Origin of the sequence: Kitasatospora sp. NBC_01266 (assembly GCF_036242395.1) — a bacterium.
In the GTDB taxonomy this organism is placed as follows: domain Bacteria; phylum Actinomycetota; class Actinomycetes; order Streptomycetales; family Streptomycetaceae; genus Kitasatospora.
The window spans coordinates 2836969-2861606 of record NZ_CP108458.1; the positions used below are offsets into that span (position 1 = coordinate 2836969).

Genomic DNA, 24638 nt, shown 5'->3' on the forward strand with positions numbered 1-24638 from the left:
CCGCCTCCCCGCTCCGGTGCACCCCCTCCCTTCGTGCCGCCTTGCCAGCCCTGGAGGCCCCAGTGCCAGAACCCGTAGCCGTCAGCGTCGTCGCCCTCGACCCCGTACTCGAAGCGGGAACGCTCAGCGCCCTTCGCCTGTGTGCCGAGCTGACGGCCACCGCCTCGCCGACCGCTGGTGCCTTCGACAACCCCGAGGACCGGCCCCGGGTGGTCGTGCTGACCGTGGACCGCTTCGGACACGACGAGTTGGAGCTCCTGCGGGCCACCCGCGACACCCCCGCCCGACCCGCCATCGTGCTGGTCGCCGGCGAACTGGCCCCCGCCGACGCGCTGCACGCCCTCGCGGCCGGCGCCCGTGCCCTGCTGCTCCGCCGCGAGGCGGACCCCGCCCGGCTCGCCGAGGCCGCCCTGGCCGCCGCCCGCGGCGACTGCACCCTGCCACCCGAACTCTTCGACCAGGTCCTCGGCCGCTCGGCAACGGAGCACCACCGCCACCGGGGCCGCCCCGGCCAGGTGCCGGGCCTGTCCGACCGCGAGCGGGCCGTCCTGCGGATGGTCGCGGAAGGCCACGAGACCAGCGAGATCGCCACCGAACTGGCCTACTCCCAGCGCACGGTGACCACCGTGCTGCACGACATCACCCAACGCTTCCGGCTGCGCAACCGCGCACACGCCGTCGCCTACGCACTCCGAGCGGGAATGCTTTGAACACGATGACCCATCAGTCCCCCTGCGGCGCCGTCCAACTCCCCTACGCCGCCCTGACCCGACTGGTAACCGGCAGCTACGGCGCCCTCTCCGCCGGGGGCGCCGACCGGGCCCCCGCGCCCGCCCCGGTGAAGCCCACCCTGACCTCGCGCCAGACGGCCGTGCTGGACCTGGTCGCCGAAGGCCACGGCAACGCGACCATCGCCCGCGCGCTGCGCTGCTCGGAGCACACCGTCAAGAACACGATCTACGAGCTCATGTCCCGCCTGCACGCGCGCAACCGGGCCCACGCGGTCGCCTACGGCCTGCACCACGGCCTGATCTGACGCACCATCACTTTCCGCCGATCCTCACCTCACGGAGCCGTCATGCCCACCGCCCTTCGCACCGCCCGCCCCCGCCGCTACCTGATGTGCCGCCCGGCGTACTTCGACGTCACCTACGCCATCAACCCGTGGATGAACCCGGACAAGCCCGTCGACACCGGCCTGGCCGTGGCCCAGTGGCAGCAGCTGCACGACGCCCTGGTCGAGGCCGGTCACACCGTCGACCTGATCGACCCGGTCCCCGGCCTCCCGGACATGGTCTACGCCGCCAACGGCGCCACCGTGGTGGACGGCAAGGTCCTCGGCGCCCGCTTCCGCAACGCGGAACGGGCCGCCGAAGGCGCGGCCTACCTGGACTGGTTCCGCGACCACGGCTTCACCGACACCCGCGAACCCAGCCACCTCAACGAGGGCGAGGGCGACATCCTGACCACCCGCTCCTACCTGCTGGCCGGCCACGGCTTCCGCAGCAGCACGGCGGGCCACCGCGAGGCCCAGGAGTACTTCGGCCGACAGGTGATCAGCCTGGAACTGACCGACCCGCGCTTCTACCACCTCGACACCGCGCTGGCCGTCCTGGACGGCGACGAGATCATGTACAACCCGTCCGCCTTCTCCGCGGACAGCCGCGCCACCCTGCGACGCCTCTTCCCCGACGCCATCCTGGCCACCCCGGACGACGCCGCCGCCTTCGGCCTCAACGCCCTCAGCGACGGCCGCAACGTCTTCCTCTCCGAAACCGCCCAGCCCCTCGCCGGCCGCCTGCGCGAGCACGGCTACACCCCGCACCTGATCAACCTGTCCGAGCTCTTCAAGGGCGGCGGCAGCGTCAAGTGCTGCACCCTGGAACTGCGCCCGGCGGCATGACGCGCCGGCCCGCGATTCGAACGACAGCAGTCGACCCTGTACGCACAGCTACGCCGGGCCCGAGCCTCGGGCGACGAACTAGCATGAAGAGCGAGGTTGCATCTCCAGGCCCGCGCCGCAGCGGCAGGGAGGCCGGCATGGCGTTCGACACGACTGGTTTCGAGCAGACGGACAGCTCCCGCTACATACCGATCCCCGAACACGGCCTGATCGGGGATCTCCGTACCACCGCCCTGGTCGGCACGAACGGCACCATCGACTGGTACTGCTGCCCGCGCTTCGATTCGCCCAGCGTCTTCGGGTCCATCCTCGACGCCGACCGGGGCGGGTCGTTCGAGTTGGCCGCCGAGGTCCCGACCCGCACCCGGCAGTTCTACTTCCCTGACACGAACGTGCTGATCACGCGGTTCTTCGCCGCGGACGGGGTGGCGGAGATCCAGGACTTCATGCCCGTGCTCGACGAGTCGCGCGAGGAGGCCCGGCACCGGCTGATCCGGCGGGTGGTCTGCGTCCGCGGCGCCCTCCCGTTCCGGGCGCGGATCGCTCCGCGTTTCGGCTACGGAGCCGAAAAGCACACCACGCACCTCGAAGGCCGCCAGGCGGTGTTCAGCGCCCCGTCCCTGACCCTCGCGCTGACCGCCACCGCGCCCCTGGAGAGCGACGGCCTGGACGCGTGGTCGCACTTCAAGCTGCTCGAGGGCGAGTCCAACGTGTTCGCCCTCGACCAGATCGGCGACGACGTCCCGCTCCGGTCGTGCCCGCGCGCCGAGGCGGAGGAGCAGGCCGAGGAGACCGTCCGGTTCTGGCGCCGCTGGCTGGCCGGTTCGCAGTACCACGGGCGCTGGCGGGAGATGGTGAACCGCTCCGCGCTGGTGCTGAAGCTGCTCACCTACGCGCCGACCGGTGCGATCATCGCCGCACCGACCACCAGCCTGCCCGAGCAGATCGGCGGCGAGCGCAACTGGGACTACCGCTACGTGTGGGTCCGCGACGCCGCCTTCTGCGTCTACGCCATGCTGCGCCTCGGATTCACCTCGGAGGCCGAGGCGTTCATGGGCTTCCTCTGCGAGCGCGGCATCATGGGCGGCACCGGTACGGCCGGCCCGCTGCAGATCATGTACGGCATCGACGGGCGCCGCGAGCTGCCCGAGTACGAGCTGCCCCATCTGGAGGGCTACCTCGGCTCCGCGCCGGTGCGGGTCGGCAACGCCGCTACCGGCCAGCTCCAACTGGACATCTACGGAGCCCTGATCGACTCGATCTACCTCTACGACAAGTGGGGGCAGCCGATCAGCAGCGCCCGCTGGGACGAGGTCGGCGCGATGGCGGACTGGCTCTGCGGGCACTGGGACCAGCCCGACGAGGGAATCTGGGAGACCCGCGCGGGCCGGAGGAACTTCGTGTACTCGCGGCTGATGTGCTGGGTGGCACTGGAGCGGGCCATCCGGATGGCGAACCGCCGCGGTCTGCCGGCCGACCTGCCCCGCTGGCGGAAGTCCCGGGACGCGATCTACCGGCAGATCATGCGCCGCGGCTGGTCGACCGAGCGGGGCGCCTTCGTCCAGGCCCTGGACGACGACGTCCTGGACGCCTCGCTGCTGATGATGCCGATGGCCAAGTTCGTCTCGCCCACCGACCCCAAGTGGCTCTCCACCCTGGACGCCCTCACCACGGACCTGGTCTCCGACTCGCTGGTCTACCGCTACGACCCGACCGCCAGCCCGGACGGCCTGCACGGCCCCGAGGGCACCTTCTCCATCTGCTCCTTCTGGTACGTGGAGGCGCTGGCTCGCGCTGGCCGGCTGGAGGAGGCCCGGCTCGCTTTCGAGAAGATGCTCACCTACGCCAACCACCTCGGCCTGTTCGCCGAGGAGATCGGCCCGACCGGCGAGCAACTCGGCAACTTCCCACAGGCGTTCACCCACCTCTCGCTGATCAGCGCCGCCTTCAACCTCGACCGCGCGCTGGGCTGAGGCGGCATCACCGCCGTGTGGCCGCGCCATGGCGCATCACATGAAGACTAAAGTGACTGCCACCGAGGGAACGGTGCCGGTCAGCCACACTTCTCCCGCCCGGTGGGGCTGATACGCTCGCGAAATGCCCACCGATGACCCGTCGCCCGACACGTCACCCGACACGTCGCCGCGGGCGGACGAGCAGGCCGGCCCGTGGCTCGCGCCGGCCGAGCTGGCCTCCTGGATATCGGTGGTCCGCCTGATCACCCGGCTCCCCTGGGCCATCGACGCACAGTTGCAGCGCGACGCCGAGCTGAGCATGGTCGAGTACATGGCGCTGGCGATGCTCTCCGAGGCCCCCGAGCGGACCTTGCGGATGAGCACGCTGGCCGAGCACACCAGCACCTCGCTGTCCCGGTTGTCGCACATGGTGAAGCGGCTGGAGGGCCGCGGCTACGTCCGGCGCGAGCCGGACCCGAGCGACGGGCGCTTCACCAACGCCGTCCTCCTGCCGACCGGCATGAGCAAGCTCGAGGCGGCCGCGCCCGGCCACGTGGCCTACATCCGCCACCTCGTGGTGGACAACCTGTCCGGCGAGCGCCTGCGCCGGCTCGGCCAGGACGCCGAGCGCATCCTGCAACGCATCGACTCGCCCGCTCGCTGATGACATGACCGACTTGACCTGACACATCAAGTCGTCGATCGCACCACTCGACTCCCGACTTGCCAAAACAAAGTCAGCCAGAGCCAGTGCGCCACGATGACTTGAAGGTTAAAGTGAAAGAGAAGAGGCTGCCCGCTCCGGGCGCCACCTCGTCACCCTCACGTGGCACGGATCAGGAGAACCGAGATGTCACTCGACAACGAGAAGATCATCCGCAGGGCCTACCAGGCCGCCGAGGACAAGGACGTCGCCGGCTGGGTCGCCGCCTTCACCGAGGACGGGACCTTCACCGACGAATCCATCCCGCACACCTATCGCGGCGCGGCCGAACTGGGCAGGACGGTCGAGGTCTACGCGAAGGCGTTCCCCGACATGCACCGCGAGCTCGGCCAGTTCTACGTGGTCGACAACATGGTCATCGTGCAGCTGCGCCTGCAGGGCACCCACCTCGGCCCGCTCGAGCTGCCCTCGGGCACCGTCCCGCCGACCGGCAAGCGCATGGACGCCCCCTGCTGCGACGTGTTCGAGCTGGTCGACGGCAGGATCAAGCGCTTCGACTGCTACGCGGAGGGCTCCGTCATCGCCGCCCAGCTCGGTCTGGCCTGAGCGAGGAGAGCCGCGCCCGCCCGGTACGGCCGCTGCCCAGGGAGCCGATGGGGCAGCGGCCGCGGCACTGCGGGTCGCGCTGGTGCTGGACCAGGAAGTCGCACCAGGTGCGCAGGCCCTCGATGCTGTCGAGCCGGACGAGCACGGGCTCCTGGCCGCCGACGACGGCCTCGTTCTGAGGCGACGATCCGCTTTATGCGGCGAATAGTGGATGGTACGAGCCGTTCCGGACCCTGGCGGGGCCCGACGAGCACTGTCCACCGCGGAGGTACGTCATGGAACTCACCGGCAGGATCGCCCTGGTGACCGGTTCGACCAGCGGCATCGGCCGCGCCACCGCGCACGCCTTGGCCGCTCGGGGTGCGCACGTACTGGTGTCGGGCCGCAGCGAAGAGCGCGGCGCGCAGGTCGTCGCCGCGATCCGCGCCGACGGCGGGAAGGCCGACTTCCTGGCCGCCGACCTGCACGACGCCGACTCCGCGCGCGACCTGGCCGAGCGTGCGGTCCGAACCGGCGGCCGGGTCGACATCCTGGTCAACAACGCCGGAATCGGCGCCTTCGGCCCGACCGAGGCCACCGCCGAGGCGGACTTCGACGCGATGTACGCCACCAACGTCAAGGTCCCGTTCTTCCTGGTCGCCGCGCTGGCCCCGGCGATGGCCGATCGAGGCGAGGGCGTGATCGTGAACCTGACGACCATGGTCGCCGGGTTCGGCCAGGCCGGAGCCGCGCTCTACGGCTCCAGCAAGGCAGCCGTCTCGCTGCTGACCAAGGCCTGGGCCGCGGAGTTCGGTCCGCGCGGGGTGCGCGTGAACGCGGTCGCACCCGGTCCCACCCGCACCGAGGGCACCGCACCCATGGGCGACGGCCTGGAGCAGCTCGCCTCCCGGGCCCCCGCCGCGCGGGTCGCCGACCCCGAGGAGATCGCGCAGGCGATCGCCTACCTGGCCGGCCCGGGAGCGAGCTTCGTGCACGGCACCGTCCTGCCCGTCGACGGAGGACGCGCCGCCGTCTGACAACGCTTCGAGTTGAAGATTCAACTCACAGGAGGTCATCATGACCACCAGCACACCGGAGCCGGGCCAGGACGACATCGACGTCCTGCGCAAGGAAGCCGCCGACCGGCTGGCCATCCGCGAGCTGATCGACGCCTACGCGCACTGCGCCGACCGTCGGGACGCCAAGGGCCAGTTGGCCCTGTTCACCGAGGACACCCGCTTCCTGGTCCACCTGGACGCCACCGCGGCCGACCCGACCCAGGAACTGCACGGACGAGAAGCCCTCGCCCCGGTGTTCGACAACCTCAACACCTACGCGGCCACCACCCACTTCAACGGCCAGAGCACGGTGTCCCTCGACGGCGACCGGGCGAGCGGCGAGAGCTACTGCCTGGCCCACCACGTCTCGTTCGGCGCGGACGCCGAGCGCACGATCATGATCGCCGCCATCCGCTATCTCGACGAATTCGTCAGGCAGGACGGCGAGTGGCTCTTCGCCGAGCGCCGCCTGATGGTCGACTGGACCGAGACCCGACCCAGCTCGCCCTGATCGCGCGGGGCCGCCGCACCCACCGTAGGAGCGTCACCGGATGACGGACGAAGGCGCCCCGGCCCCAGGAGGCGAGCCGACGTTCTGGCAGCGGGTGCGGCGACAGCTGTGGCAGCCGCCGCGTCCCCACGGCGAGCAGCCGAACGAGCGTGCCGTCGGCCCGCTGGAGCTCTTCTACGACCTGGTCGCGGTAGTCCTGGTCGCACAGGCGGCGCACCACCTTGCGGGAAAGCTCACCTGGCGCGGCCTCGGCGAGTACGCCGCGGTGTTCGGGCTGGTCTGGATCGCCTGGCTCAACGGCAGCCTGCACCACGAGCTGCACGGCCGCGAGGACGCCCGGGCCCGGATCACCTTCCTGCTGCAGATCCTGGTCCTGGTCCCGCTGGGAGCGTTCATCCCCTTGGCGGGCGGCGCGCGGGGAGCGGCCTTCGCCGTCACCGCGGGGATCCTGTTCGCGATCCTGGCGGTGCTGTGGCTGCTGGCCTCCCGCGGCGACCGACCCGAGTACCACAGCGCCAGCAGCGTCTTCGTCGCCGGAACCGCCTGCTGCGCCGCCATCCTCGCCGCGAGCGCACTACTCCCCGCCGCTGCCCGGGTATGGACCTGGGGACTGCTCGACCTCGGCTACCTGATCGGCTTCGGCGCGGTCGTCCTCGGGGCGACGCCGGGCGCGACCGTCACACTCAACGTCACCGACGCCCTCATCGAGCGGCTGGGCCTGCTCATCATCATCGTGCTCGGGGAGACCGTCACCGGTGTCGTGACCGGGCTCGCGGCCGAGCCGGTCAGCGTGCTCACCGTCGCCGTCGCGCTGATCGCCGTCGTGGTCGGCTTCGGCGCCTGGTGGACCTACTTCGACTTCGCCGGCCACCGCGAACCACGGCAGACCCCCGCCACCACCGTGCAGTGGCTGCTCGCCCACCTGCCGCTCACGGCCGCCGTGGCCGCGATGGGCGCGGCGATGGTCAGTCTCGTAGAGCACGCCCACGCGTCACGCACCGCCCCTGCCACGTCCTGGGTGCTCTGCGGCGGCGCTGCGGTCGTGCTGGTCAGCACGATGCTCGTCGCCGCCTCCCTCGAAGCCTGGCGCGGCCAACCCGAGCTGTACCGCCCGCTGTCCCGGACCTGCGCCACAGCCGCCGTCGCCTGCCTCGCGCTGGCTGCCCTACACCCGGCGCCGCTCGTGCTCGGCCTCGCCCTCGTCGCGCTCTTCGGCATCCCCTGGTGCCTCGCCGTCACCTACCGCCTGCGCTACGAGGAGACCCGTCCACAGGAGTCGGCCGGCTAGCGGGCCCGTCCGGCGGTTCCTGCCGCATCCGACTCCGGCCCGACGGCCAGTCAGCCGTTGCTGTCAGTCGTTGCAGTCAAAAGCCCCGCAGCGTGATCGCTGCGGGGCCTTTTCGCTGGTGGGCGCGGACGGTTTCGAACCGCCGACATCTGCTTTGTAAGAGCAGCGCTCTACCACTGAGCTACGCGCCCCCGCCGTGTGCCCGTCCATGGGGTGGGGGGTCACGTGGTGAAGAGTAAGAGTACCTGGTCCCGGGCGCGGCGCCGCGCAGGGTGTGGGGGGTGTGGTGGTGGGGCGGGGGCGGTCGGCGACAATGGGGGGTCGGGTCGGCGGAGCAGGGAGTGCGCAGTGAGGGCGGCGGGTCGCACGCAGGGGTTCGCGGGGGTGGTGCTGCTGCCCGTGGCTTTGGCCTGGGTGCTGGCGGGGGCGGCGGCCGGGTCGTTCTCCGGTGGTGGCGGGGGCCGGTCGCGCTGGCGGCGGGGGGACGAGGCGCAGCGGGCGGCGGCGGTGGCCGCGCGGGACGAGGCGCAGGAGGCGTTCTACGAGCTGGACTCCGCGCAGCGCGAGCTGGAGTTGGCGATCGAGACGGTGCGGGCCGGTGCGGAGCAGGGAGCGGCGGTGCGCCAGGCCCTGGCCGACTACCAGGACCTGCGCGGGCGGATCGACCAGGTGACCGTCGGGTATCTGGACGCGCTGGACTCGGTCGACCTGGAGGCTCCCGAGCTGCCGCCGGGGGCGACGGCGCAGGCCCGGCAGCGGCTGGAGCAGGCCAAGCGCGAGCTGGCGGCCAAGCAGACCGAGCTGGCGAACTTCCTGAGCCGCCTGCAGCCGCTGGTGCGGCACGCGGAGGCTCAGCTGATCAAGGTGGTGCCGGCTGTCGAGCAGGCCAAGCGGGCGCTGCTGGCGGCGAGCGGCGCGCTGGACGCGGTGCGGGCGGCAGGGCTGCGGGCGGATGATCTGGCGGGCCGGCTGGCCGAGTTGGGCCCGGAGCTGACCCGGCTGAACGAGGGCGCGAGCCGGCACGGCGTGCCGGACACGCTGCGGCGGGCGCAGGAGGTGGCGCGGCTGGCGGACGGGATCCGGGCCGATGCCGAGCAACTGCCGGAGCGGGCCCGCGAGATCGATCGGCGGGTGAGCAGCCTGCGGACCCGGGTCCAGGCGCTGGAGACCAAGGCCGGCACGGTCGAACCAACCCTCAGCGAGCTGCGCCGACGCTTCTCGGCGGCCTGCTGGCAGGACCTGCAGCGGGTGCCGCAGCAGGCCGCGGAGGCCGGACGGGCGGCGCAGGACCGGCTGGTCGAGGCGGGGCGGGCCCGGGACGAGCAGCGCTGGGCGGACGCGACGGCGGCGATCGGGACGGTCCGGGCGCTGCTGGAGACCGCCGACGGGTCGGTGGCGGCGGTGGCCGAGCGGCTGCGGCGGCTGAACGAGGCGGCGCGCGATCCGCAGGCGGAGGTCCAGCGGGCCCGCTTCGCCCTCCGGGACGCCCAGCGACTGGCGATGGCCGGCCGCCAGGCGCCGGACCCGCGGCACGCCGGACCGCTGGACGCGGCGGTGGAGCGGCTGGACCGGGCGGTGGCATCACTGACGGCGGCCGGGCGGCACCCGGACTACTGGCACTTCCTGACCGAGCTGGACGGCGTGCGCGGGACGGCGGCCGAGGTGGTCGAGCTGATCCGGGCCGAGCACGCCCACCGCTGAGGCACGTCGGCGGCCGGGACAGCGCCGGCGACCACGACGGCACGGCACCGCGCTGCCATGCCGCCCATGGGATGAGCGGGCCCGCGGCGGGTACGCTGCGGGCATGCCACGCTACGACTTCCGTTGCCGCTCCTGCGGCGCGACCTTCGAACTGCGCCGCGCCATGGCCCAGGCCAACGACCCGGCGAGCTGCCCGCAGGGGCACACCGACACCGTGAAGCTGCTCTCCACGGTCGCCGTCACCGGTGCGGGCGGCTCCGCACCGCAGCCGCCCGCCGGCGGGGGCGGCGGCGGCTGCTGCGGGGGCGGCTGCTGCGGCTAGTCGGCCTCGACGACGTCACCGGTGCCGGGGTCGGCGCCGGTGCCACCCCGCGCGTGGGCGAGGAAGGCCGCCAGGATCTCCTCGCCCGCGAGCGCACCGCGCCGCGCCAGCGCCGTGACGTGGGGCGCGGTCCAGCCCTGCGCGGCGAGTTCACCGTGCCCGGGGCGCCAGGCCCGGTCCGCGGCGAGCAGCAGGTCCGCGTCGAGCAGCGAGTCACCGGCGGCCAGTACCTCGACCGACGCCCCAGCCAGCCGCTCTGAGTCCGCCCTGCCCGGCACCGCTCCCCGCGCCCCGCCCACCCGGCGCACCACCTCCGCCAGCGCGGCACTCTTGGTCAGCGCCAGCGGCACGGCATACACCTTCCGCCCCTGCAGCGAGACGCCCCAACCGCGCTCGCCGCACCAGTCCGCCAGCTCCGTGAGCCACGCCTCCGGCAGCCGGGCCCGCTCGACCACCAGGTAGGCGAAGAGGCCCTCGGCGACCCGCCGCTTCAGCGTCCAGCCGGGGTCGGCGCTACCGGCCAGCCGGTCCACCACCTCCGCCAGCGACACGCCGCCCTCGGCCAACCGCTCGGCCACCACGGCGTCCCAGTCCCGGTCCGGCTCGCCGGCCACCAGCAGCCGCCCGCCGTTGGCGCAGACCGCGTACGCCGGGGAGCCCGCCGCGCCCGGCAGCCGCACCCGCCGGTACTGCTCCACCGTCCGCGTGGTGACCGGCACGAACAGCGCCCGGTCCGCCAGCTCGGTGAGCAACTCGGCCGCCCGCTCGGTGAGATACGACAGCGGTGCCCCGGCGCCGTCACGCTCCACCAGCCGCAGCCGGGCGTCCGAGTCGGCCGGCAGCTCGGCGGCGCGCGCGGAGTAGATCAGCGTCCGATCCAGGTCGCTCGCCACCACCACGCTCATCCGACGATCCATCACACCGTCCTCCCGGAGCCGCCGGTGACACCGCGGCTGAACCTCGGATGGATCAGCCCGACGCAGGAGTACGGCAGTTCGTCGACCTCCTCGACCGGCACCCCGCGCTGCGTCGCCAGCAGCCGCACGTGGTCCAGGTCCGCCCCGACCCCGCGCCGCGCCAACACCCGCCAGGGGACCCGGCGCAGCAGCACCCGGGTGGTCTCGCCCACCCCGGGCTTGACCAGGTTGACATCGCCGATCCCGTACTCGGCGCTGATCCGTTCCACCGCGGCCCATCCCGCCCAGGTCGGCTCCCGGTCGGCCGGCCCGACAGCCCCGGCCAGCCCGACAGCCCCGACCGGCCCGGCAGTCCCGGATGCCGCCAACTCCGCCCGCACCGCCGGAAAGTGCGCGGCGACGATGTCCAGGAATGCCACCGAGACATCCGCGCGGGCCAACTCCCGGTAGTACTTGGCCCCGTGGAAGTCCTCGGGGCCGATCAGGTCGTCCCGCAGCACGGTGCGCGAAACCAGCCCGGAGACCGTGGAGTTCAGGCAGGCGGACGGGATCAGGAAGTCCTCCCGGGTCCCGAAGGTCCGCACGCACCGGCCGGGGTCCGCGAGCACCGCGAGCTCCGGATCGAACGGGGTGCCCTCCAGGGCGGCGGCCAGCTCCCGGGCGATCGCCCCCTTTCCGGTCCAGCCGTCCACGAAGACGACGTCCGACGGGTCATGACGCTCCGTCAAGTACCGCATGGCGACCGGGTCGATGCCGCGACCCCGGATGATCGAGACGGCGTAGTGCGGCGCCTCGATCCGGTGCGCGGCGGCCAGCCAGCGGCGGACCAGGATCCCCACCGGGGTGCCCGCCCTGGCCAGCGAGGCGAGCACCAGGCGCTCGCCCCGCTCGTGCAGCAGCGTCTCGGCGACGGTGGCCACGGCCAGCGCGATGCGCCGCGCCGAGCCGCGCAGCGCCTGGTGGAACAGCTCCTGGTACTCGGGGCTCGGCTGGTACTCCACCGGCAGCGACTCGGCGTAGTGCGCGCCGCCCGACTGCACCGCCTCCTCGCGCTCCTCGGTCGGGGCCTCCAGGGCGACGCCGGACAGGTCGGTGAGCAGCCAGCCCACCTCGGCCGCCGGGTAGGAGGAGAACTCGGGGCCGCGCAGCGGACGGGCCGTCACCGGGCGTCGCACCGGCAGCACGGCGAGCAGCACCCGATCGGTCACCTCGCACAGCTTGCTCAACAACCCTTCATCAGAAGAGAGTTCGGGCGTGTCGGCAGCCGCGTCCAGCACCAGCACGATCGCGTCGAACCGCCGCCCCGCCACCCGCCCGGGAGCGACGTTGTAGGCGAACCGCAGTCCGCCGCCCTCACCCGGCGCACCGTGCGCGGGAAAGGACAGCCGGGTCCGGATCGCGTAGCCGGGGTCGTCCACGGCGAGCACCGGCGAACGGGTCGTGGTGGAGAACCAGACGTCTGCCGGCCCCGGGAACCCCTGCGACGCCTCCCGCAGCGCTCCCTGCAGCGCTTCGGCCAGCCGGAGCGGCGCGTACATCAGCTCCTCGCAGCCGAGCACCAGCACCCGCCGCTCCCCGCCGGCCAGTTCCTTGGCCAGTCGCTCACCCAGCTCGGGCAGCGCGGCCTCCAACCGCACCCGCTGCGCGGGGACGAAACCGTGCCGCCCGCCCTCCGGCACCCCGACCGGCCACGGCAGCGGAACCCGCACCACCTCGGCGCAGCGGTCACCGGAACCAGCACCTCCAGGACCGGGACCACCCACGCCAGCCCCGCCCCCCAACCGCGCCACCAGCCGCCGGGCCCGCTCCCCCGTCCCGGCCGGCAGCCGCACCCGCCCCTCGGCCAGCGCCACCACCTCGATCAGCACGCCCAGTTCGGCCGCGAAGGCCGCCAGGCGCTCCCGGTCCGCCGCGTCCCGCAGGTCCACCAGCGTCGCCAACCCGTAGCGCTGCCGGGGCCGGTGCCGATGCAACGCCGCTATGGTGTTCAACGCCGTCTGACCGGTGGACAGTTCGTCATCGACAAGGATCAGCGGACCGTCACCGCAGAGCAGTTCGGGATCCACCGGCAGCAGCAGGTGCGAGGTGGCGTGCGAGTGCTCCTCCTCGAAGCCGGCCACCGACTCCAGCCCGGCCACCGGACGCCGGGTGGAGTGCAGATAGCTCGCCTCCAACTCGTCCGCCACGCAGTGGCCGAGACCGGTCGCGGTCTCGGCGAAGCCGAGCACCGTCACCGGCTCCCCCGCCCGCAGGCCCAGCCGCGCCCGCACCGCCGCACCCAGCCGTCGCCCGGCACCGTAGACCACGGCGGGGCGCTGCGGCACGTGCTTGCCCAGCACCTGGGAGACCAGCAGCTGCGCCCGCTTCGGATTCTCCCGGACGGCCAGCCCGAGCAGCTCGGGCAGCTCGGCATCGCCACGCAACCCGATCCCGAGCCGGTCCGCCACCCACTGTCCGCTCCACACCGCTTCGGTGGTCACCGCACGCTCCCCCCGACCGCAGCCGCCTCCCGGCAGGCCGCGAACAGCTCCTGGAAGCCGACCTCGGGGCGGGCCACCCCGAACGCCTCGGCACGCAGCAGCACCCGTTCCGCCCAAGCCCGGTGCGGCTTGGCCTCGTTCATCTTGTTGCGGTAGACCGAGCCCGATACGCCGCCCCGACCGCTCAGGTCACCGCCCAGTACGTCCCGGGCATCCCGGTACTCCTCGTGGGTGACCACCGAGCGGGCGTGCACCGCGGGGACCTGACTCGGATGGACACAGGTCTTTCCCAACAGTCCATTGGCCCGGTCGAGTTCGATCTCCCGCAGCAGTCCGGCCAGCTCGGCACCCTCGACCCCGAGCGGAAAGTACTCCCAGACCGGCCCGGTCACGGTGAACCCGGTCCCGTCCATCCGGCCCAGGACGTTGACCACATCACCGATCACCGCGGCCACCAGCGCCAGGTCGTAGGCCGTCAACTGGGGCGCACGGCGCAGCCCGTAGGCCGCACAGAGGTCGGTGACACCGAGCCGGACCGCCAGTACCCGGTTCCGGTGCTTCGCCAGCAGTCCTGCTACGCCCAGCAGTTGGTCACGTCTCCGCTCCAACATGGCGAGTTCCGGGGACTCCAGCACCGGCATTGCGAAAAGCCGCTGCCCGCAGGCGACCTCGGCGGCCGCCAGGGCCTCCAGATAGGCCCCGCCGAACTCCTCGGTGAACTTGGGGAACACGAAACCGCTGAGCAACCGCACCGCCCCGCCCAGCCGCTCGGTCAGCTCACCGATCTGCTCCGGCGCCCGGACCCGGACGAAGAGCAACGGCAGCTCCCCACCCCCGACCCAACCCCCGGCCAGCTCCCGCAGCCCCGCAACCAGGTTCGCCATGCCGGCCGCCACCTCCCGGTCCGCGATCGCGTCCTCCAGGCAGAGGATCATCGAGACCACCCCGCGCGCCGCCTGCTTGCGGACGTCGGCCGCCAGCGTGGCCCGGGTGGCCGGGAGGTAGAGGGTCCCGCCCAGCGCGGTCGCCAGCGTCTCGGCCGGGCCGTGCCGGTCGAACGGCACCGGCTCGACGAGGAAGAGCCGCTGGCGGAGGTCCGGGCCGAGCTGGCCGAACTGGCGCAAAATGCACTCCGGGGAAGGTCGGAACGGGACGGGATCACGAAGGGCAGTGCGAGCCGCGCGACCGGAACCGACGGTTTTCCGGAGTGGCCGGGATACTCCCCGGCACCTCCGCCACCCCCGAATTCGCAGCTCGCCCCGCCTTCGGCCGCCTATCGTACGGTCGCTTCGGCAGTGCGTGGCGGTCGGAATCATGGAATTCGCTGAACATCTCAGCCCACGAATTACTTGCGAAATGACGCAAGTTTTCAGCCACCGGCCCGTCCCAGGAACAGACTCACCACGCGCGCACCCACGTTGTCCGCGCCCTCGGCGAACAGGCAGGATGGCTGTCATGACGCACGCGATGGCGAAGGGCGCCAACATCTCGCTGGCCGCAGCGGCGGTCCGCGCCGTGCTGCGCTGGAGCACCACGCCCGGGGCACCGGATGTGGACGCCTCCGCGCTGCTGCTCGGCGCGAACGGCAAGGTCCGCTCGGACACCGACTTCGTCTTCTACAACCAGCCCCGGCACCCCTCGGGTCTGGTGCGACACCGGCCCAAGCACCGGGTGCCGGGCACCGAGGAGATCGCCGACACGATCGAGGTCGACCTCGCCAAGCTGCCCGCCGACGTCGAGCGGGTGACACTGGTCGGCTCCACCGAGGAGGGCGACTTCCGCGCGGTGGGCGCGCTGCGGGTGCTGCTGCACGACGCGGCCGGAACGGGCGGAGCGGCCAACGCCGAGCCGCTCGCCGAGTTCCAGGTCGGCGAGGTGGAGGCGGTCTCCGCGCTGGTCTGCGCCGAGTTCTACCGGCGCGACGGCGGCTGGAAGTTCCGCGCGGTCGGGCAGGGATACGCCTCCGGACTGAGCGGGCTGGCCACCGACTTCGGCGTCACGGTCGAGGACGAGGACGAGGACGGGCAGGCACCGGCGACCGGCGCAGCTCAGGCCGAGGAGCCGGGCACGTACACGCTCACCCCGGCCGTGCCCCCCGCCGCCGCCCCTCCCACCACGCCCGCCGCTCCCGCCACGCCGCCGACCGCGCCCCCCACCGGGCCGCCGAGCATCCCGGCCATGCCCTCGAACCTCCCCGCCGCGCCTTCGACGCCCCCGCCACCGGCCGGCCCGCCCAGCTACGGCTACCCCGCCCCCAACTACCCGGCCGCACCGGCCCAGCCGACGCCCGGCTACGGCTACCCCCAGCAGCCCCCGCCCTACGGCTACCCGCCCCAGGCCGCTCCCGCCTACGGCTATCCCCAGCAGCCCCAGACGGCAGCCTTCCAGCCGGCCCCGCCCGCCCCGCCGGCACCACCCCTCGACCCCACCTTCGTCCTCCCGCCGCAGGGCCCCCAGTTCCAGACCCGCTGACGCCCCACCCCTACTGCTACCCCTACTCCTCCTTGTACCCCCGCTGCCACTGCATCCCGAAGCCGTACAGGCGGTCCAGGTCCGACTGGAATCCGTGCACGTACCGCACCTCCCGACGCACCGTCAGCTGCCCGCCCTCGTTCTCGATCAGCACCACCGCACACGAACGGGCCGCCGAGGCCCGCTCGTCCAGGTTGATCTCCAGCCGGGGCCCGGTCGGCGGCACGATCTGGATCTGCGCGTGCGTCTGGTCGAAGGCCGGCGTGCCGTCGTAGATGTAGACGAAGATCAGCAGCCGCTTGAACTCGTCCTTCTTCTCCAGGTTGATGTACATGGTCTCGCCGGACGGCGCCCCGTACTTGTCGTCACCGCTCAGCTTGATGTAGGGCGGGTGCTGGAGGTCGCCGAAGAACTTGCCGAGCGGCTGCACCACACCCCGGGTGCCGTCGGTGAGTTCGTACATGCAGGCGAGGTCCAGGTCGACGTTCTCCGAGCCGCCCTGGGTGCTCTCGGTCTGCGAGGCGAGCAGCGAACGGGGCTGGAGCAGCTTGCGGCGCAGCCCGCCCTGCGAGCCAGCGACCTGCCGGGCGGTCCAGTGCAGGTTGACGAAGAGGGTGCCGGTGGTCGGGCCGTCCGTGGTGATCGCGTGGTGCGGCCGGGACTTGGTGAGCGTCACCTTGCCGCCGTTGCCCATCATGTCGGGCATGTTGCGCTCGCCCCGCAGGAACTCCCAGATCGTTGCCATACCGAAAGCCCCCAGCCGAACGCCGACTCCGACGCACACGTAGCGAGCTACGGCGCACCGCTGACGCACCATTGTGCACTGCGGTCCATACCCAGCACGGAGCCTGAGACACCGTCGGATCAGATGCCTGGTCAGCGCCACCCGGGCGGCGGATAGCCGGGCGAACGTGACTCCCGTACCATGCGGCCCTCGCGGACGCGATATCGTCTAGCCGCACAGGTGTCCCTCCCCTGACGACCCGTCGCACAAGGGACCGTCCACTCCCGCCCGACCGCGGAAAGCAGCGGAAAGCAGAGGCCTACCTCGCAATGTCATCCTCCACTCAGCTGGTCTGGGCCGTCATCGGCGGCGCCGCCCTGCTCTTCATAGCCATCCTGGCGGCCTTGCTCCGGGTCAAGACCAACAAGGCCGAGGCGAACGAGGACTCCTGGGAGCGCAGCGAGGAGCGTCGCCGCCGCAAGGAGACCTGGTACGGGATCGCCTCGTACGTGCTGCTCTTCTGCTGCGCCGGAGTCGCCGCCGCGCTCTCCTTCCACGGCCTGGTCGGCTTCGGCACCCAGAACCTGGGCCTGTCCGGAGGCTGGGAGTACCTGGTCCCGTTCGGCCTGGACGGCGCCGCGATGTTCTGCTCCGTCCTCGCCGTCCGCGAGGCCAGCCACGGCGACGCCGCGCTCGGCTCGCGCCTGCTGGTCTGGGTCTTCGCGGTCGCCTCGGCCTGGTTCAACTGGGTGCACGCGCCGCGCGGCGGCGGCCACGACGGCGCCCCGCAGTTCTTCTCCGGCATGTCGATCTCGGCGGCCATCCTCTTCGACCGCGCCCTGAAGCAGACCCGCCGGGCGGCGCTGCGCGAGCAGGGCCTGATCCCGCGTCCGCTGCCGCAGATCCGGATCGTGCGCTGGCTGCGCGCCCCGCGTGAGACCTACGCGGCCTGGTCGCTGATGCTGCTGGAGAACGTCCGCAGCCTGGACGAGGCGGTCGAGGAGGTCCGCGAGGAGAAGCAGTCGAAGCTGGACGCCAAGGTGCAGGCGCGCAGCGCCGACCGCCGCGAGCGGGCCGAGCTGAAGGCGCTCTCCCGGGGCGGCGTGCTCGCCCGGGCCCGGGGCGGCCGCCAGGTGCCCGCCCTGACCGCGGGCTCCGGCGACGGCCAGCCCGCTACGGAGCCTGCTCTAGCCGCCTCCGAGGACCCGATGGCCAAGGTCGGCCGCTCCGCGCTGGAGCCCGCCGCACTCGCCGCCTCCCCCCGCCGCACCGCGGTCGGCAGCGCCGCCGACGGGAGCGTCGACCTGACGGCGGACGACGACACGCTCTCGATGCCGAAGATCGACTCCCCCTTCGACTCGCTGGAGCGCAAGCTGCGCGCGATGGAGAAGCGCCTCGGCTGACAGCTGCTCGGTGAGCGGCACGACTACGCGGTGGGGCCCGGTTCGTTGAACGAACCGGGCCCCACCGCGTATGTGTCCGTACCGCGCGCTACCGCTTACCGGCCGTCTCGGCCGGCTCCAGGGCCAGCTCGACCTCGGTCCGGGCGATCCGCTGGTTGCGCCGCATCGAGGAGGCCAGCGCGGCGCCGATGAAGGCCACGCCGATCAGGCCGGTGATGATCTCCGGGATCTTCTTCTCGATCGAGACCAGCAGGATCACGGAGAGCGCGCCGATCGCGTAGTGCGCGCCGTGCTCCAGGTAGACGTAGTCGTCCAGGGTGCCCTTGCGGACCAGGAAGACCGTCAGCGAGCGGATGTACATCGCGCCGATGCCCAGGCCCAGGGTGATCTGGAAGATGTCGCTGGAGATCGCGAAGGCGCCGACCACCCCATCGAAGGAGAAGGAGGCGTCCAGCACCTCCAGGTAGAGGAAGAGGAAGAACGCGGCCTTCCCGGCGACCAGCACCGCCGACCTGCCGGGCTGCCGGCCGCCCGCCGCCTCCCCCGCGCCGTCCTCGGCCTCCTCGTCCTCCAGGCTCGACTCGAAGACGCCGGAGAGCCCGCTCACCCCGAGGTAGGTCGCCAGCCCCAGCAGGCCCGCGAGCAGGACCGTTTCAGCGTGCTCCTTGCCGAAGAACCGCGCCACCAGCGCGAGGGTGACCAGCGAGATCACCGAGGAGAGCGCCTCCACCCGGCCGATCCGCTCCAGCGGTCGCTCGATCCAGCGCAGCCAGTGGAAGTCCTTCTCCTCCAGGATGAAGTCCAGGAAGATCATCAGCAGGAAGATCCCGCCGAACGCGGCGATCGCCGGGTTCGCGGCCTCCAGGTGCTGGGCGTAGGTCAGGCCGTTGTAGGTGTGGTCCGAGTGGAGCGCCAGGTCGATCACGGTGCTCGGCCCGATGTGCGCGGTCAGGGCCACCACCAGCAGCGGGAAGAGCAGCCGCATCCCGAAGACGGCGATCAGCACACCCACCGTCAGGAAGATCTTCTGCCAGAACGGATTCATCCGCTTCAGCACGGTGGCATTGACCACGGCGTTGTCGAACGAGAGCGAGATCTCCAGGACCGCGAGGATCAGCACCACGCCGAAGCCCTCGGCGCCCCAGATCAGCCCGGCTGCGACCAGCCCGGCGATCGTGATCGCGAAGGACCATCCGAAAGTACGGAGGAACACGGTGTAACTACCTTTCGGTGACATGGCGCGTCAAGAAATTGACGGTTTTTTACTCTACCTTTACCCCAAAATCAAGGGCGATGCCACGCAGCCCGGAAGCGTAGCCCTGGCCGACCGCGCGGAACTTCCACTCGCCCTGGTAGCGGTAGAGCTCGCCGAAGACCATCGCGGTCTCGGTCGAGGCGTCCTCGCTCAGGTCGTAGCGGGCGATCTCCTGGTTGCCCTGCCGGTTGATCACCCGGATGTAGGCGTTGCGGACCTGACCGAAGCTCTGCAACCGCGCGTCCGCGTCGTAGATCGAGACCGGGAAGACCACCTTGTCGACCTGGGCGGGCACCAGCTCGAGGTTGACCACGATCACCTCTTCGTCGCCCTCGTCGCCCTCCGTGCCGCCGACCAGGTTGTCGCCCAGGTGCTCGACCGAGCCGTCGGGGCTCTTGAGGTTGTTGTAGAAGACGAAGTACTCGTCGCCGAGCACCCGGCCGCCCGAGCAGAGCAGCGCGCTCGCGTCGAGGTCGAAGGGCGCGCCGGTGGTGGACCGGGCGTCCCACCCCAGGCCGATCTGAACCTGGGTCAGACCGGGGGCGGCCTTGCTCAGCGAGACGTTGCCGCCCTTGGCGAGCGTGACACTCATCGTCGTCTTTCCTCCCACTCCCTGGCGGCCCGCACCGCCGGCACGACGCGCGGGCCAAAGAACATGTCTACGCCCGCCCGCCCGCGCGTGGTTGCGAACCACCCACTGAACATCCTGAACTTCGAACCTATCAAGGCGCTCGATCCCCAGCTCAGCCCGGCAGTTCGGTGCTGATCGGCAGGTCGTACGATCTCAGCTCAGCAGGCGCCCGCGGCCCGTCAACGGGACGGCCACCGGGACGGCGCCGCACCCGGGGGAGCCGTCAGCATGCCGTTTCAGCCGCTGGAGCCCAGCGATCCGCCGTCCGTCGGTCCCTACCGCCTGCTGGCCAGACTCGGCGCCGGCGGAATGGGACGGGTCTACCTCGCCCGCTCGGCCGGCGGACGCACCGTCGCGGTCAAGGTGGTCCGGGCCGAACTCGCCGAGGACCAGGAGTTCCGCGAGCGGTTCCGGCGCGAGGTCGCCGCGGCCCGGGCGGTCAGCGGCCCGTACACCGCACCCGTGGTGGACGCCGACCAGGACGGCCCGGCGCCCTGGCTGGCCACCAGCTACGTGCTCGGCCCCTCGCTCACCGAGGCGGTGGCCGGTCACGGCCCGCTGCCGGTCGCCTCGGTGCGCGCCCTGGGCATCGGCCTGGCCCGAGCGCTGGACGCGATCCACCGGGCCGGGCTGATCCACCGTGACCTCAAGCCGTCGAACGTGCTGCTGGCCGCCGACGGCCCCCGGGTGATCGACTTCGGGATCGCCCGGGCGCTCGAGGGCGACCAGCTGACCAGCACCGGCGTGGTGGTCGGCTCGCCCGGTTTCATGTGTCCCGAGCAGGCGAGCGGCACCGTGATGGGCCCGGCGGGGGACCTCTTCTCGCTCGGCTCGGTACTGGCGTTCGCCGCGAGCGGGACCGGCCCGTTCAACCGGTCCACCGAATCCGCCGCCTCGGCCGCCTCGCTGCTCTACCGGGTGATCCACGACGAGCCGGAGCTGGACGCGCTGCCCGAGGAACTCCTGCCCGTCATCGCGGCCTGCCTGGCCAAGGACCCGGCCGACCGGCCCACGCCCGCGGAACTGGTCGAACTGCTCGCCGACGGCTCGGCCGTCACCGGTCCCGGCTGGCTCCCCGGTCCGCTCGCCGCCGAACTGGCCACCCTCGCGGCCACCGTGCTCGACCTGGACGCCCCGCCGGCACCCGCCGCCGAGGCCCGGCCGACGGCGGACCACCCGCCCACCGAGCTCTCCCACCCCGCCCCGGGCGGGACCCTGCGACTGCGCGGCACCGCGGCTCCCGGCCCCACCGAGGCCACCACCGCCGTGGCGCCGGCCCACCCGGCCCGCTCGGCCCGCCCGTCCCGCCGCGCGCTGCTGGCCGGCGGCGGCGCCGCGCTGCTGGCCGCCATCGGCGGCGCGGCCTGGGCGCTCGACAGCGGCCGGGCCAAGCCCGGGCCCGCCCCCGAGCCGGTCCCCACACCCGCCCCCGGGACGGCCTCGGCAGGCCAGAGCGCCTCGCCCTCCACCAGCCGCCGACCCGGCGTGGCGCCCGACCCGCTCTGGCTGTCCCCGGTCCCCCAGGTGCTCAACGGATTCACGCCGCTGGTGGCCGGGGACGCGGTCTACCTCTACGGACAGGGCGGGGCGACGGCGCTGGAGCTGGCGACCGGCCGGCAGCGCTGGCAACTGCCCGACGACTCCGAGATCGGCGCCGCGGTGAGCGGCGGCGACCTGGTGTACACCGGCGAGAACCTGGTCAAGGCGAACCCGCTGAACGGCAACCCGCTCTGGACCTACACCCCGAAGCCCGCCGGCACCGGCCCGCTGCTCGAGCCCGACGTGGTGCTGGCCGCCGACGACCAGACCGTCTACGCCCTGTGCAAGTTCCAGCCGCTGGACTCCAGCGGCAACCCGGACCCGAGCGCCCAGACCACTCCCGGCGTCTTCGCGCTCTCCGCCGCCGACGGCTCGGTGCTCTGGAGCCAGCCGCGCAAGCCGGACGCGACCAGCGAGGTCGCCGCGACGCTGACCGCGGACCTGCTGCTCTACACCGACTCGCTGACCAACCTGGTCGCCCGCAGCCGCAAGACCGGCGAACAGCTCTGGTTCGCCGACACCAAGACGCAGGCCGCCTACCAGCCCATCGCCGACGCGGACCGGGCCTACTGCGCCTCCACCGACAGCGGCGTCCAGGCGGTGACCCTCGCCACCGGGAAGCAGGCCTGGGCGCAGTCCCCGCCGTCCGGCAGCAAGGACCTCTGGTACGCCCCGCCGACCGTCGCCGGCGGCGTGGTCTACGTGGTGCTGGGCGGCATCACGATGACCCAGTACAACGCCACCCCCAGCGCCCCACCGGCGCTGATCGCCTATCAGGCGACGAGCGGTCAGGAACTCTGGCGCTGTGCGCTGCCCTACGAGTGCTCGATGGACACGGCGCCCGTCGTGGTCCGGCAGACCTGCTTCGTCTCCACCGACAACAACGGGATCTACGCGGTGGACATCAACGCCCACCGGATTCGCTGGACCTTCCAGCCCGGTCTGCCGGGCGGCGTCCCCTGGCTGTTCAGCACCGACGGCAAGACCCTGATCGCCTCCCAGGACACCAAGGTCTACGCGCTGCCGCCGGTCTGAACCACCCTCGGCCCCGCCGGCTCTCAGACGTTGACGCCGAAGTCCTGCGCGATCCCGCGCAGGCCCGAGGCGTAACCCTGGCCGATGGCACGGAACTTCCACTCGGCGCCGTTGCGGTAGAGCTCGCCGAAGACCATCGCGGTCTCGGTCGAGGCGTCCTCGCTCAGGTCGTAGCGGGCGATCTCCTGACCGCCCTGCTGGTTGATCACGCGGATGTAGGCGTTGCGGACCTGGCCGAAGTTCTGCAGCCGGGTCTCCGCCTCGTAGATCGAGACCGGGAAGACGATCTTCGCGATCGAAGCCGGCACCGCGGTCAGGTCGACCTTGATCACCTCGTCGTCGCCCTCGCCGTCACCGGTCAGGTTGTCACCGGTGTGCTCGACCGAACCGTCCGGGCTCTTCAGGTTGTTGAAGAAGACGAAGTCGCTGTCCTTGGCGACCTTGCCCTGCTCGGTGCAGAGCAGCGCGCTCGCGTCCAGGTCGAACTCGGCACCGGTGGTGGTGCGCGCATCCCAGCCCAGACCGACCAGGACGGCCGTCAGGCCCGGGGCCTCCTTGGTGAGCGAGACATTGCCGCCCTTGCTCAGGCTGACACCCACAGGTTCCTCCAAGATCCGGGAGGCGCCCGGGCGGCGCCTCGGCGGTGTCGTCCGGCGCCCCCGTCCGACGGGGCCCACGCGCCGGCCAACGGCCTGATCGTAGTACCGGGTTCCTACCCGCAACGCGAGGCGGCCCGGCGTGGCCGATGATGAGACTTCCCCGCGGGGAGGCCTTTCATCGCACGCCGGGCCGCCGGGCCAGGACCGCTCGGGCTCAGAGCGCCGCGAGCACCTTCAGGTACTCCTGCTCGTCACGCGCGTCCGGCAGGCCGTTGACGACCGACCAACGCACCACGCCGGCCTTGTCGATGACGAAGGTGCCGCGCACCGCGCAGCCCTTCTCCGCGTCGAAGACGCCGTAGGCGGTGGAAACCGCACCGTGCGGCCAGAAGTCCGAGAGCAGCGGGTACTCCAGGCCCTCCTGCTCGGCGAAGACGCGCAGCGTGAAGGGCGAGTCGTTGGAGACCGCGAGGATCTGCACGTCCTCGTTCTGCAGGCGCGGCAGCTCCTTCTGGATCGCGCAGACCTCACCGGTGCAGACACCAGTGAACGCGAAGGGGTAGAAGACCAGGACGACGTTCTTCTCGCCCCGGAAGTCGGAGAGCTTGACCAGCTCGCCGTGCTGGTTCTTCAGCTCGAAATCCGGAGCCTGGTTGCCGACCTCGATGGCCATGGTGAGACCTTTCTCAGCGGTGGGGCGCGGCGCACACCGCGCCCACGGGTTGCTTGGACGGCGCAGGGGCCGACCGCGGGCTCATCCTCGCATCCGGGTCCTCGATTTCGGCCTTACGAGTGAGGCGGGAAGGCCCTTCGAGGAGTTCCGGAGAGCGGTTTCGCCGCAAGCGAACAGCGGGCTCGGCGATCTCGACAAACCGGCCCCGCAGACAGCGGGACCCCGCTGGAGGCTTCTCCAGCGGGGTCCGCGGGGCTCGGGGCGGGCCAGGCTCAGCGCCGGCTGGACTTCGCCGCCTTCGGCGTGGCCAGGCGGGTACCGGCCCAGTCCTTGGCCACCGTGATCGAGCTGGTCTGCGAGAGGCCCGCAGTCTGCGCGGCCTCGGCGACCTCGTGCGCCTCGACGTGGCCGTCACGGCCCTTCTTGGGCGTCAGCAGCCAGATGAGGCCACCGTCGGCCAGGTACTCCTGGGCGTCGACGAGGGCATCGGTCAGATCCCCGTCCTCCTCGCGGTGCCACAGCAGGACGGCGTCGGCGACGTCGTCGTAGTCCTCGTCGACGAGCTCCTCACCAGTGATCTCCTCGATGCCCTCGCGGAGGTCCTGGTCGGTGTCTTCGTCGTACCCGAGCTCCTGAACGATCTGGCCGGGCTCGAAGCCCAGCTTGCCAGCCGGGTTGGACTTGTCCGCGGGGTCCGCGGTCGCGCTCACGGGAATAACCTCCAGTATTCGGCCTGGCATCGATGCCAGGGCTGTGGCCGTAGTCCACACGGGCGCGGCGGTTCGCGCAAGTACCCGACCCCCGATCCCACCCAAAGGTTGACGTCTCGTAGCAAGACACGCCGAGCGATGTGCTGGGAATCACACCGATTTGCCCTTTTGCGGACCGTTCGCCCATGCTGCGGATGCCACTCGTCCATCGGC

General features: G+C 72.0%; 23 protein-coding genes and 1 tRNA gene. 14 read left to right on the forward strand and 10 right to left on the reverse strand.

Annotation, left to right across the window (positions count from 1 at the left end):
• Positions 1-62 precede the first annotated feature (62 nt).
• From OG403_RS11970 to OG403_RS12010, 9 genes are all read left to right on the forward strand, one after another.
• A complete protein-coding gene (locus tag OG403_RS11970) occupies positions 63-710 on the forward strand; it encodes a helix-turn-helix transcriptional regulator (RefSeq protein ID WP_329563931.1) in 648 nt (215 codons plus the stop codon).
• 5 nt (positions 711-715) lie between these two features.
• The gene (locus OG403_RS11975; RefSeq protein ID WP_329563933.1) at positions 716-1036 is read left to right on the forward strand and encodes a response regulator transcription factor; all 321 of its coding nucleotides are present in this window, start codon (positions 716-718) and stop codon (positions 1034-1036) included.
• 42 nt (positions 1037-1078) lie between these two features.
• Positions 1079-1903 carry a dimethylargininase gene (gene ddaH / locus OG403_RS11980; RefSeq protein WP_329563934.1) on the forward strand — a complete coding sequence of 275 codons (825 nt, stop codon included), beginning with the start codon at positions 1079-1081 and terminating at the stop codon, positions 1901-1903.
• A gap of 137 nt (positions 1904-2040) precedes the next feature.
• Positions 2041-3876 carry a glycoside hydrolase family 15 protein gene (locus OG403_RS11985; protein WP_329563935.1) on the forward strand — a complete coding sequence of 612 codons (1836 nt, stop codon included), beginning with the start codon at positions 2041-2043 and terminating at the stop codon, positions 3874-3876.
• 124 nt (positions 3877-4000) lie between these two features.
• The gene (locus tag OG403_RS11990) at positions 4001-4522 is read left to right on the forward strand and encodes a MarR family winged helix-turn-helix transcriptional regulator (RefSeq protein ID WP_329563937.1); all 522 of its coding nucleotides are present in this window, start codon (positions 4001-4003) and stop codon (positions 4520-4522) included.
• A gap of 186 nt (positions 4523-4708) precedes the next feature.
• A complete protein-coding gene (locus OG403_RS11995; protein ID WP_329563938.1) occupies positions 4709-5128 on the forward strand; it encodes a nuclear transport factor 2 family protein in 420 nt (139 codons plus the stop codon).
• A 275-nt stretch (positions 5129-5403) separates the two neighbouring features.
• On the forward strand, positions 5404-6144 hold the full coding sequence (locus OG403_RS12000; protein ID WP_329563939.1) for an SDR family NAD(P)-dependent oxidoreductase: 741 nt from the start codon (positions 5404-5406) through the stop codon (positions 6142-6144).
• A gap of 40 nt (positions 6145-6184) precedes the next feature.
• On the forward strand, positions 6185-6676 hold the full coding sequence (locus OG403_RS12005) for a nuclear transport factor 2 family protein (RefSeq protein ID WP_329563940.1): 492 nt from the start codon (positions 6185-6187) through the stop codon (positions 6674-6676).
• Between the two features lie 40 nt (positions 6677-6716).
• Positions 6717-7964: a low temperature requirement protein A gene (locus OG403_RS12010; RefSeq protein ID WP_329563941.1), complete on the forward strand. Its 1248-nt coding sequence runs from the start codon at positions 6717-6719 to the stop codon at positions 7962-7964.
• Positions 7965-8080: 116 nt separating this feature from the next.
• Here OG403_RS12010 and OG403_RS12015 read toward each other — a convergent pair.
• A tRNA-Val gene (locus tag OG403_RS12015) sits at positions 8081-8155 on the reverse strand.
• Between the two features lie 157 nt (positions 8156-8312).
• Here OG403_RS12015 and OG403_RS12020 point away from each other — a divergent pair.
• Both OG403_RS12020 and OG403_RS12025 read left to right on the forward strand, forming a co-directional pair.
• Positions 8313-9665: a hypothetical protein gene (locus OG403_RS12020; protein ID WP_329563943.1), complete on the forward strand. Its 1353-nt coding sequence runs from the start codon at positions 8313-8315 to the stop codon at positions 9663-9665.
• Positions 9666-9768: 103 nt separating this feature from the next.
• The gene (locus OG403_RS12025) at positions 9769-9987 is read left to right on the forward strand and encodes an FmdB family zinc ribbon protein (protein WP_329563944.1); all 219 of its coding nucleotides are present in this window, start codon (positions 9769-9771) and stop codon (positions 9985-9987) included.
• Here OG403_RS12025 and OG403_RS12030 read toward each other — a convergent pair.
• From OG403_RS12030 to OG403_RS12040, 3 genes are read right to left on the reverse strand one after another with little or no spacing between them, the layout of a single operon-like run.
• Complete coding sequence (locus OG403_RS12030; RefSeq protein ID WP_329572261.1) at positions 9984-10892, reverse strand: HAD family hydrolase; 909 nt, start codon at positions 10890-10892, stop codon at positions 9984-9986. The genes OG403_RS12025 and OG403_RS12030 overlap by 4 nt on opposite strands.
• 11 nt (positions 10893-10903) lie before the next feature.
• Positions 10904-13384, reverse strand: a complete 2481-nt coding sequence (locus tag OG403_RS12035; RefSeq protein ID WP_329563946.1) for a phosphoribosyltransferase — start codon at positions 13382-13384, stop codon at positions 10904-10906.
• The gene (locus tag OG403_RS12040) at positions 13381-14508 is read right to left on the reverse strand and encodes an HpcH/HpaI aldolase/citrate lyase family protein (RefSeq protein WP_329563948.1); all 1128 of its coding nucleotides are present in this window, start codon (positions 14506-14508) and stop codon (positions 13381-13383) included. The genes OG403_RS12035 and OG403_RS12040 overlap by 4 nt, the downstream gene beginning before the upstream one ends.
• A gap of 331 nt (positions 14509-14839) precedes the next feature.
• Between OG403_RS12040 and OG403_RS12045 the strand changes: the two genes are divergently transcribed.
• Positions 14840-15856: a TerD family protein gene (locus OG403_RS12045; protein WP_329563950.1), complete on the forward strand. Its 1017-nt coding sequence runs from the start codon at positions 14840-14842 to the stop codon at positions 15854-15856.
• Between the two features lie 22 nt (positions 15857-15878).
• On the opposite strand, the gene OG403_RS12050 is transcribed toward OG403_RS12045, so the two are convergent.
• Positions 15879-16601 carry a TerD family protein gene (locus OG403_RS12050; RefSeq protein ID WP_442910903.1) on the reverse strand — a complete coding sequence of 241 codons (723 nt, stop codon included), beginning with the start codon at positions 16599-16601 and terminating at the stop codon, positions 15879-15881.
• 308 nt (positions 16602-16909) lie between these two features.
• On the opposite strand from OG403_RS12050, the gene OG403_RS12055 reads away from it, so the two are divergent.
• Complete coding sequence (locus tag OG403_RS12055; protein ID WP_329563951.1) at positions 16910-17983, forward strand: DUF2637 domain-containing protein; 1074 nt, start codon at positions 16910-16912, stop codon at positions 17981-17983.
• A gap of 88 nt (positions 17984-18071) precedes the next feature.
• On the opposite strand, the gene OG403_RS12060 is transcribed toward OG403_RS12055, so the two are convergent.
• A complete protein-coding gene (locus tag OG403_RS12060; RefSeq protein WP_329563952.1) occupies positions 18072-19196 on the reverse strand; it encodes a DUF475 domain-containing protein in 1125 nt (374 codons plus the stop codon).
• A gap of 49 nt (positions 19197-19245) precedes the next feature.
• A complete protein-coding gene (locus OG403_RS12065; protein ID WP_329563953.1) occupies positions 19246-19830 on the reverse strand; it encodes a TerD family protein in 585 nt (194 codons plus the stop codon).
• 267 nt (positions 19831-20097) lie between these two features.
• On the opposite strand from OG403_RS12065, the gene OG403_RS12070 reads away from it, so the two are divergent.
• Entirely contained in the window at positions 20098-22443 is a 2346-nt protein-coding gene (locus tag OG403_RS12070) for a protein kinase domain-containing protein (protein WP_329563955.1), read from the forward strand.
• Positions 22444-22466: 23 nt separating this feature from the next.
• On the opposite strand, the gene OG403_RS12075 is transcribed toward OG403_RS12070, so the two are convergent.
• From OG403_RS12075 to OG403_RS12085, 3 genes are all read right to left on the reverse strand, one after another.
• Positions 22467-23042: a TerD family protein gene (locus tag OG403_RS12075; protein WP_329563956.1), complete on the reverse strand. Its 576-nt coding sequence runs from the start codon at positions 23040-23042 to the stop codon at positions 22467-22469.
• Between the two features lie 214 nt (positions 23043-23256).
• On the reverse strand, positions 23257-23715 hold the full coding sequence (locus OG403_RS12080) for a peroxiredoxin (protein ID WP_329563958.1): 459 nt from the start codon (positions 23713-23715) through the stop codon (positions 23257-23259).
• Between the two features lie 272 nt (positions 23716-23987).
• A complete protein-coding gene (locus OG403_RS12085; RefSeq protein ID WP_329563960.1) occupies positions 23988-24425 on the reverse strand; it encodes a DUF3052 domain-containing protein in 438 nt (145 codons plus the stop codon).
• Between the last annotated feature and the right edge of the window lie 213 nt (positions 24426-24638).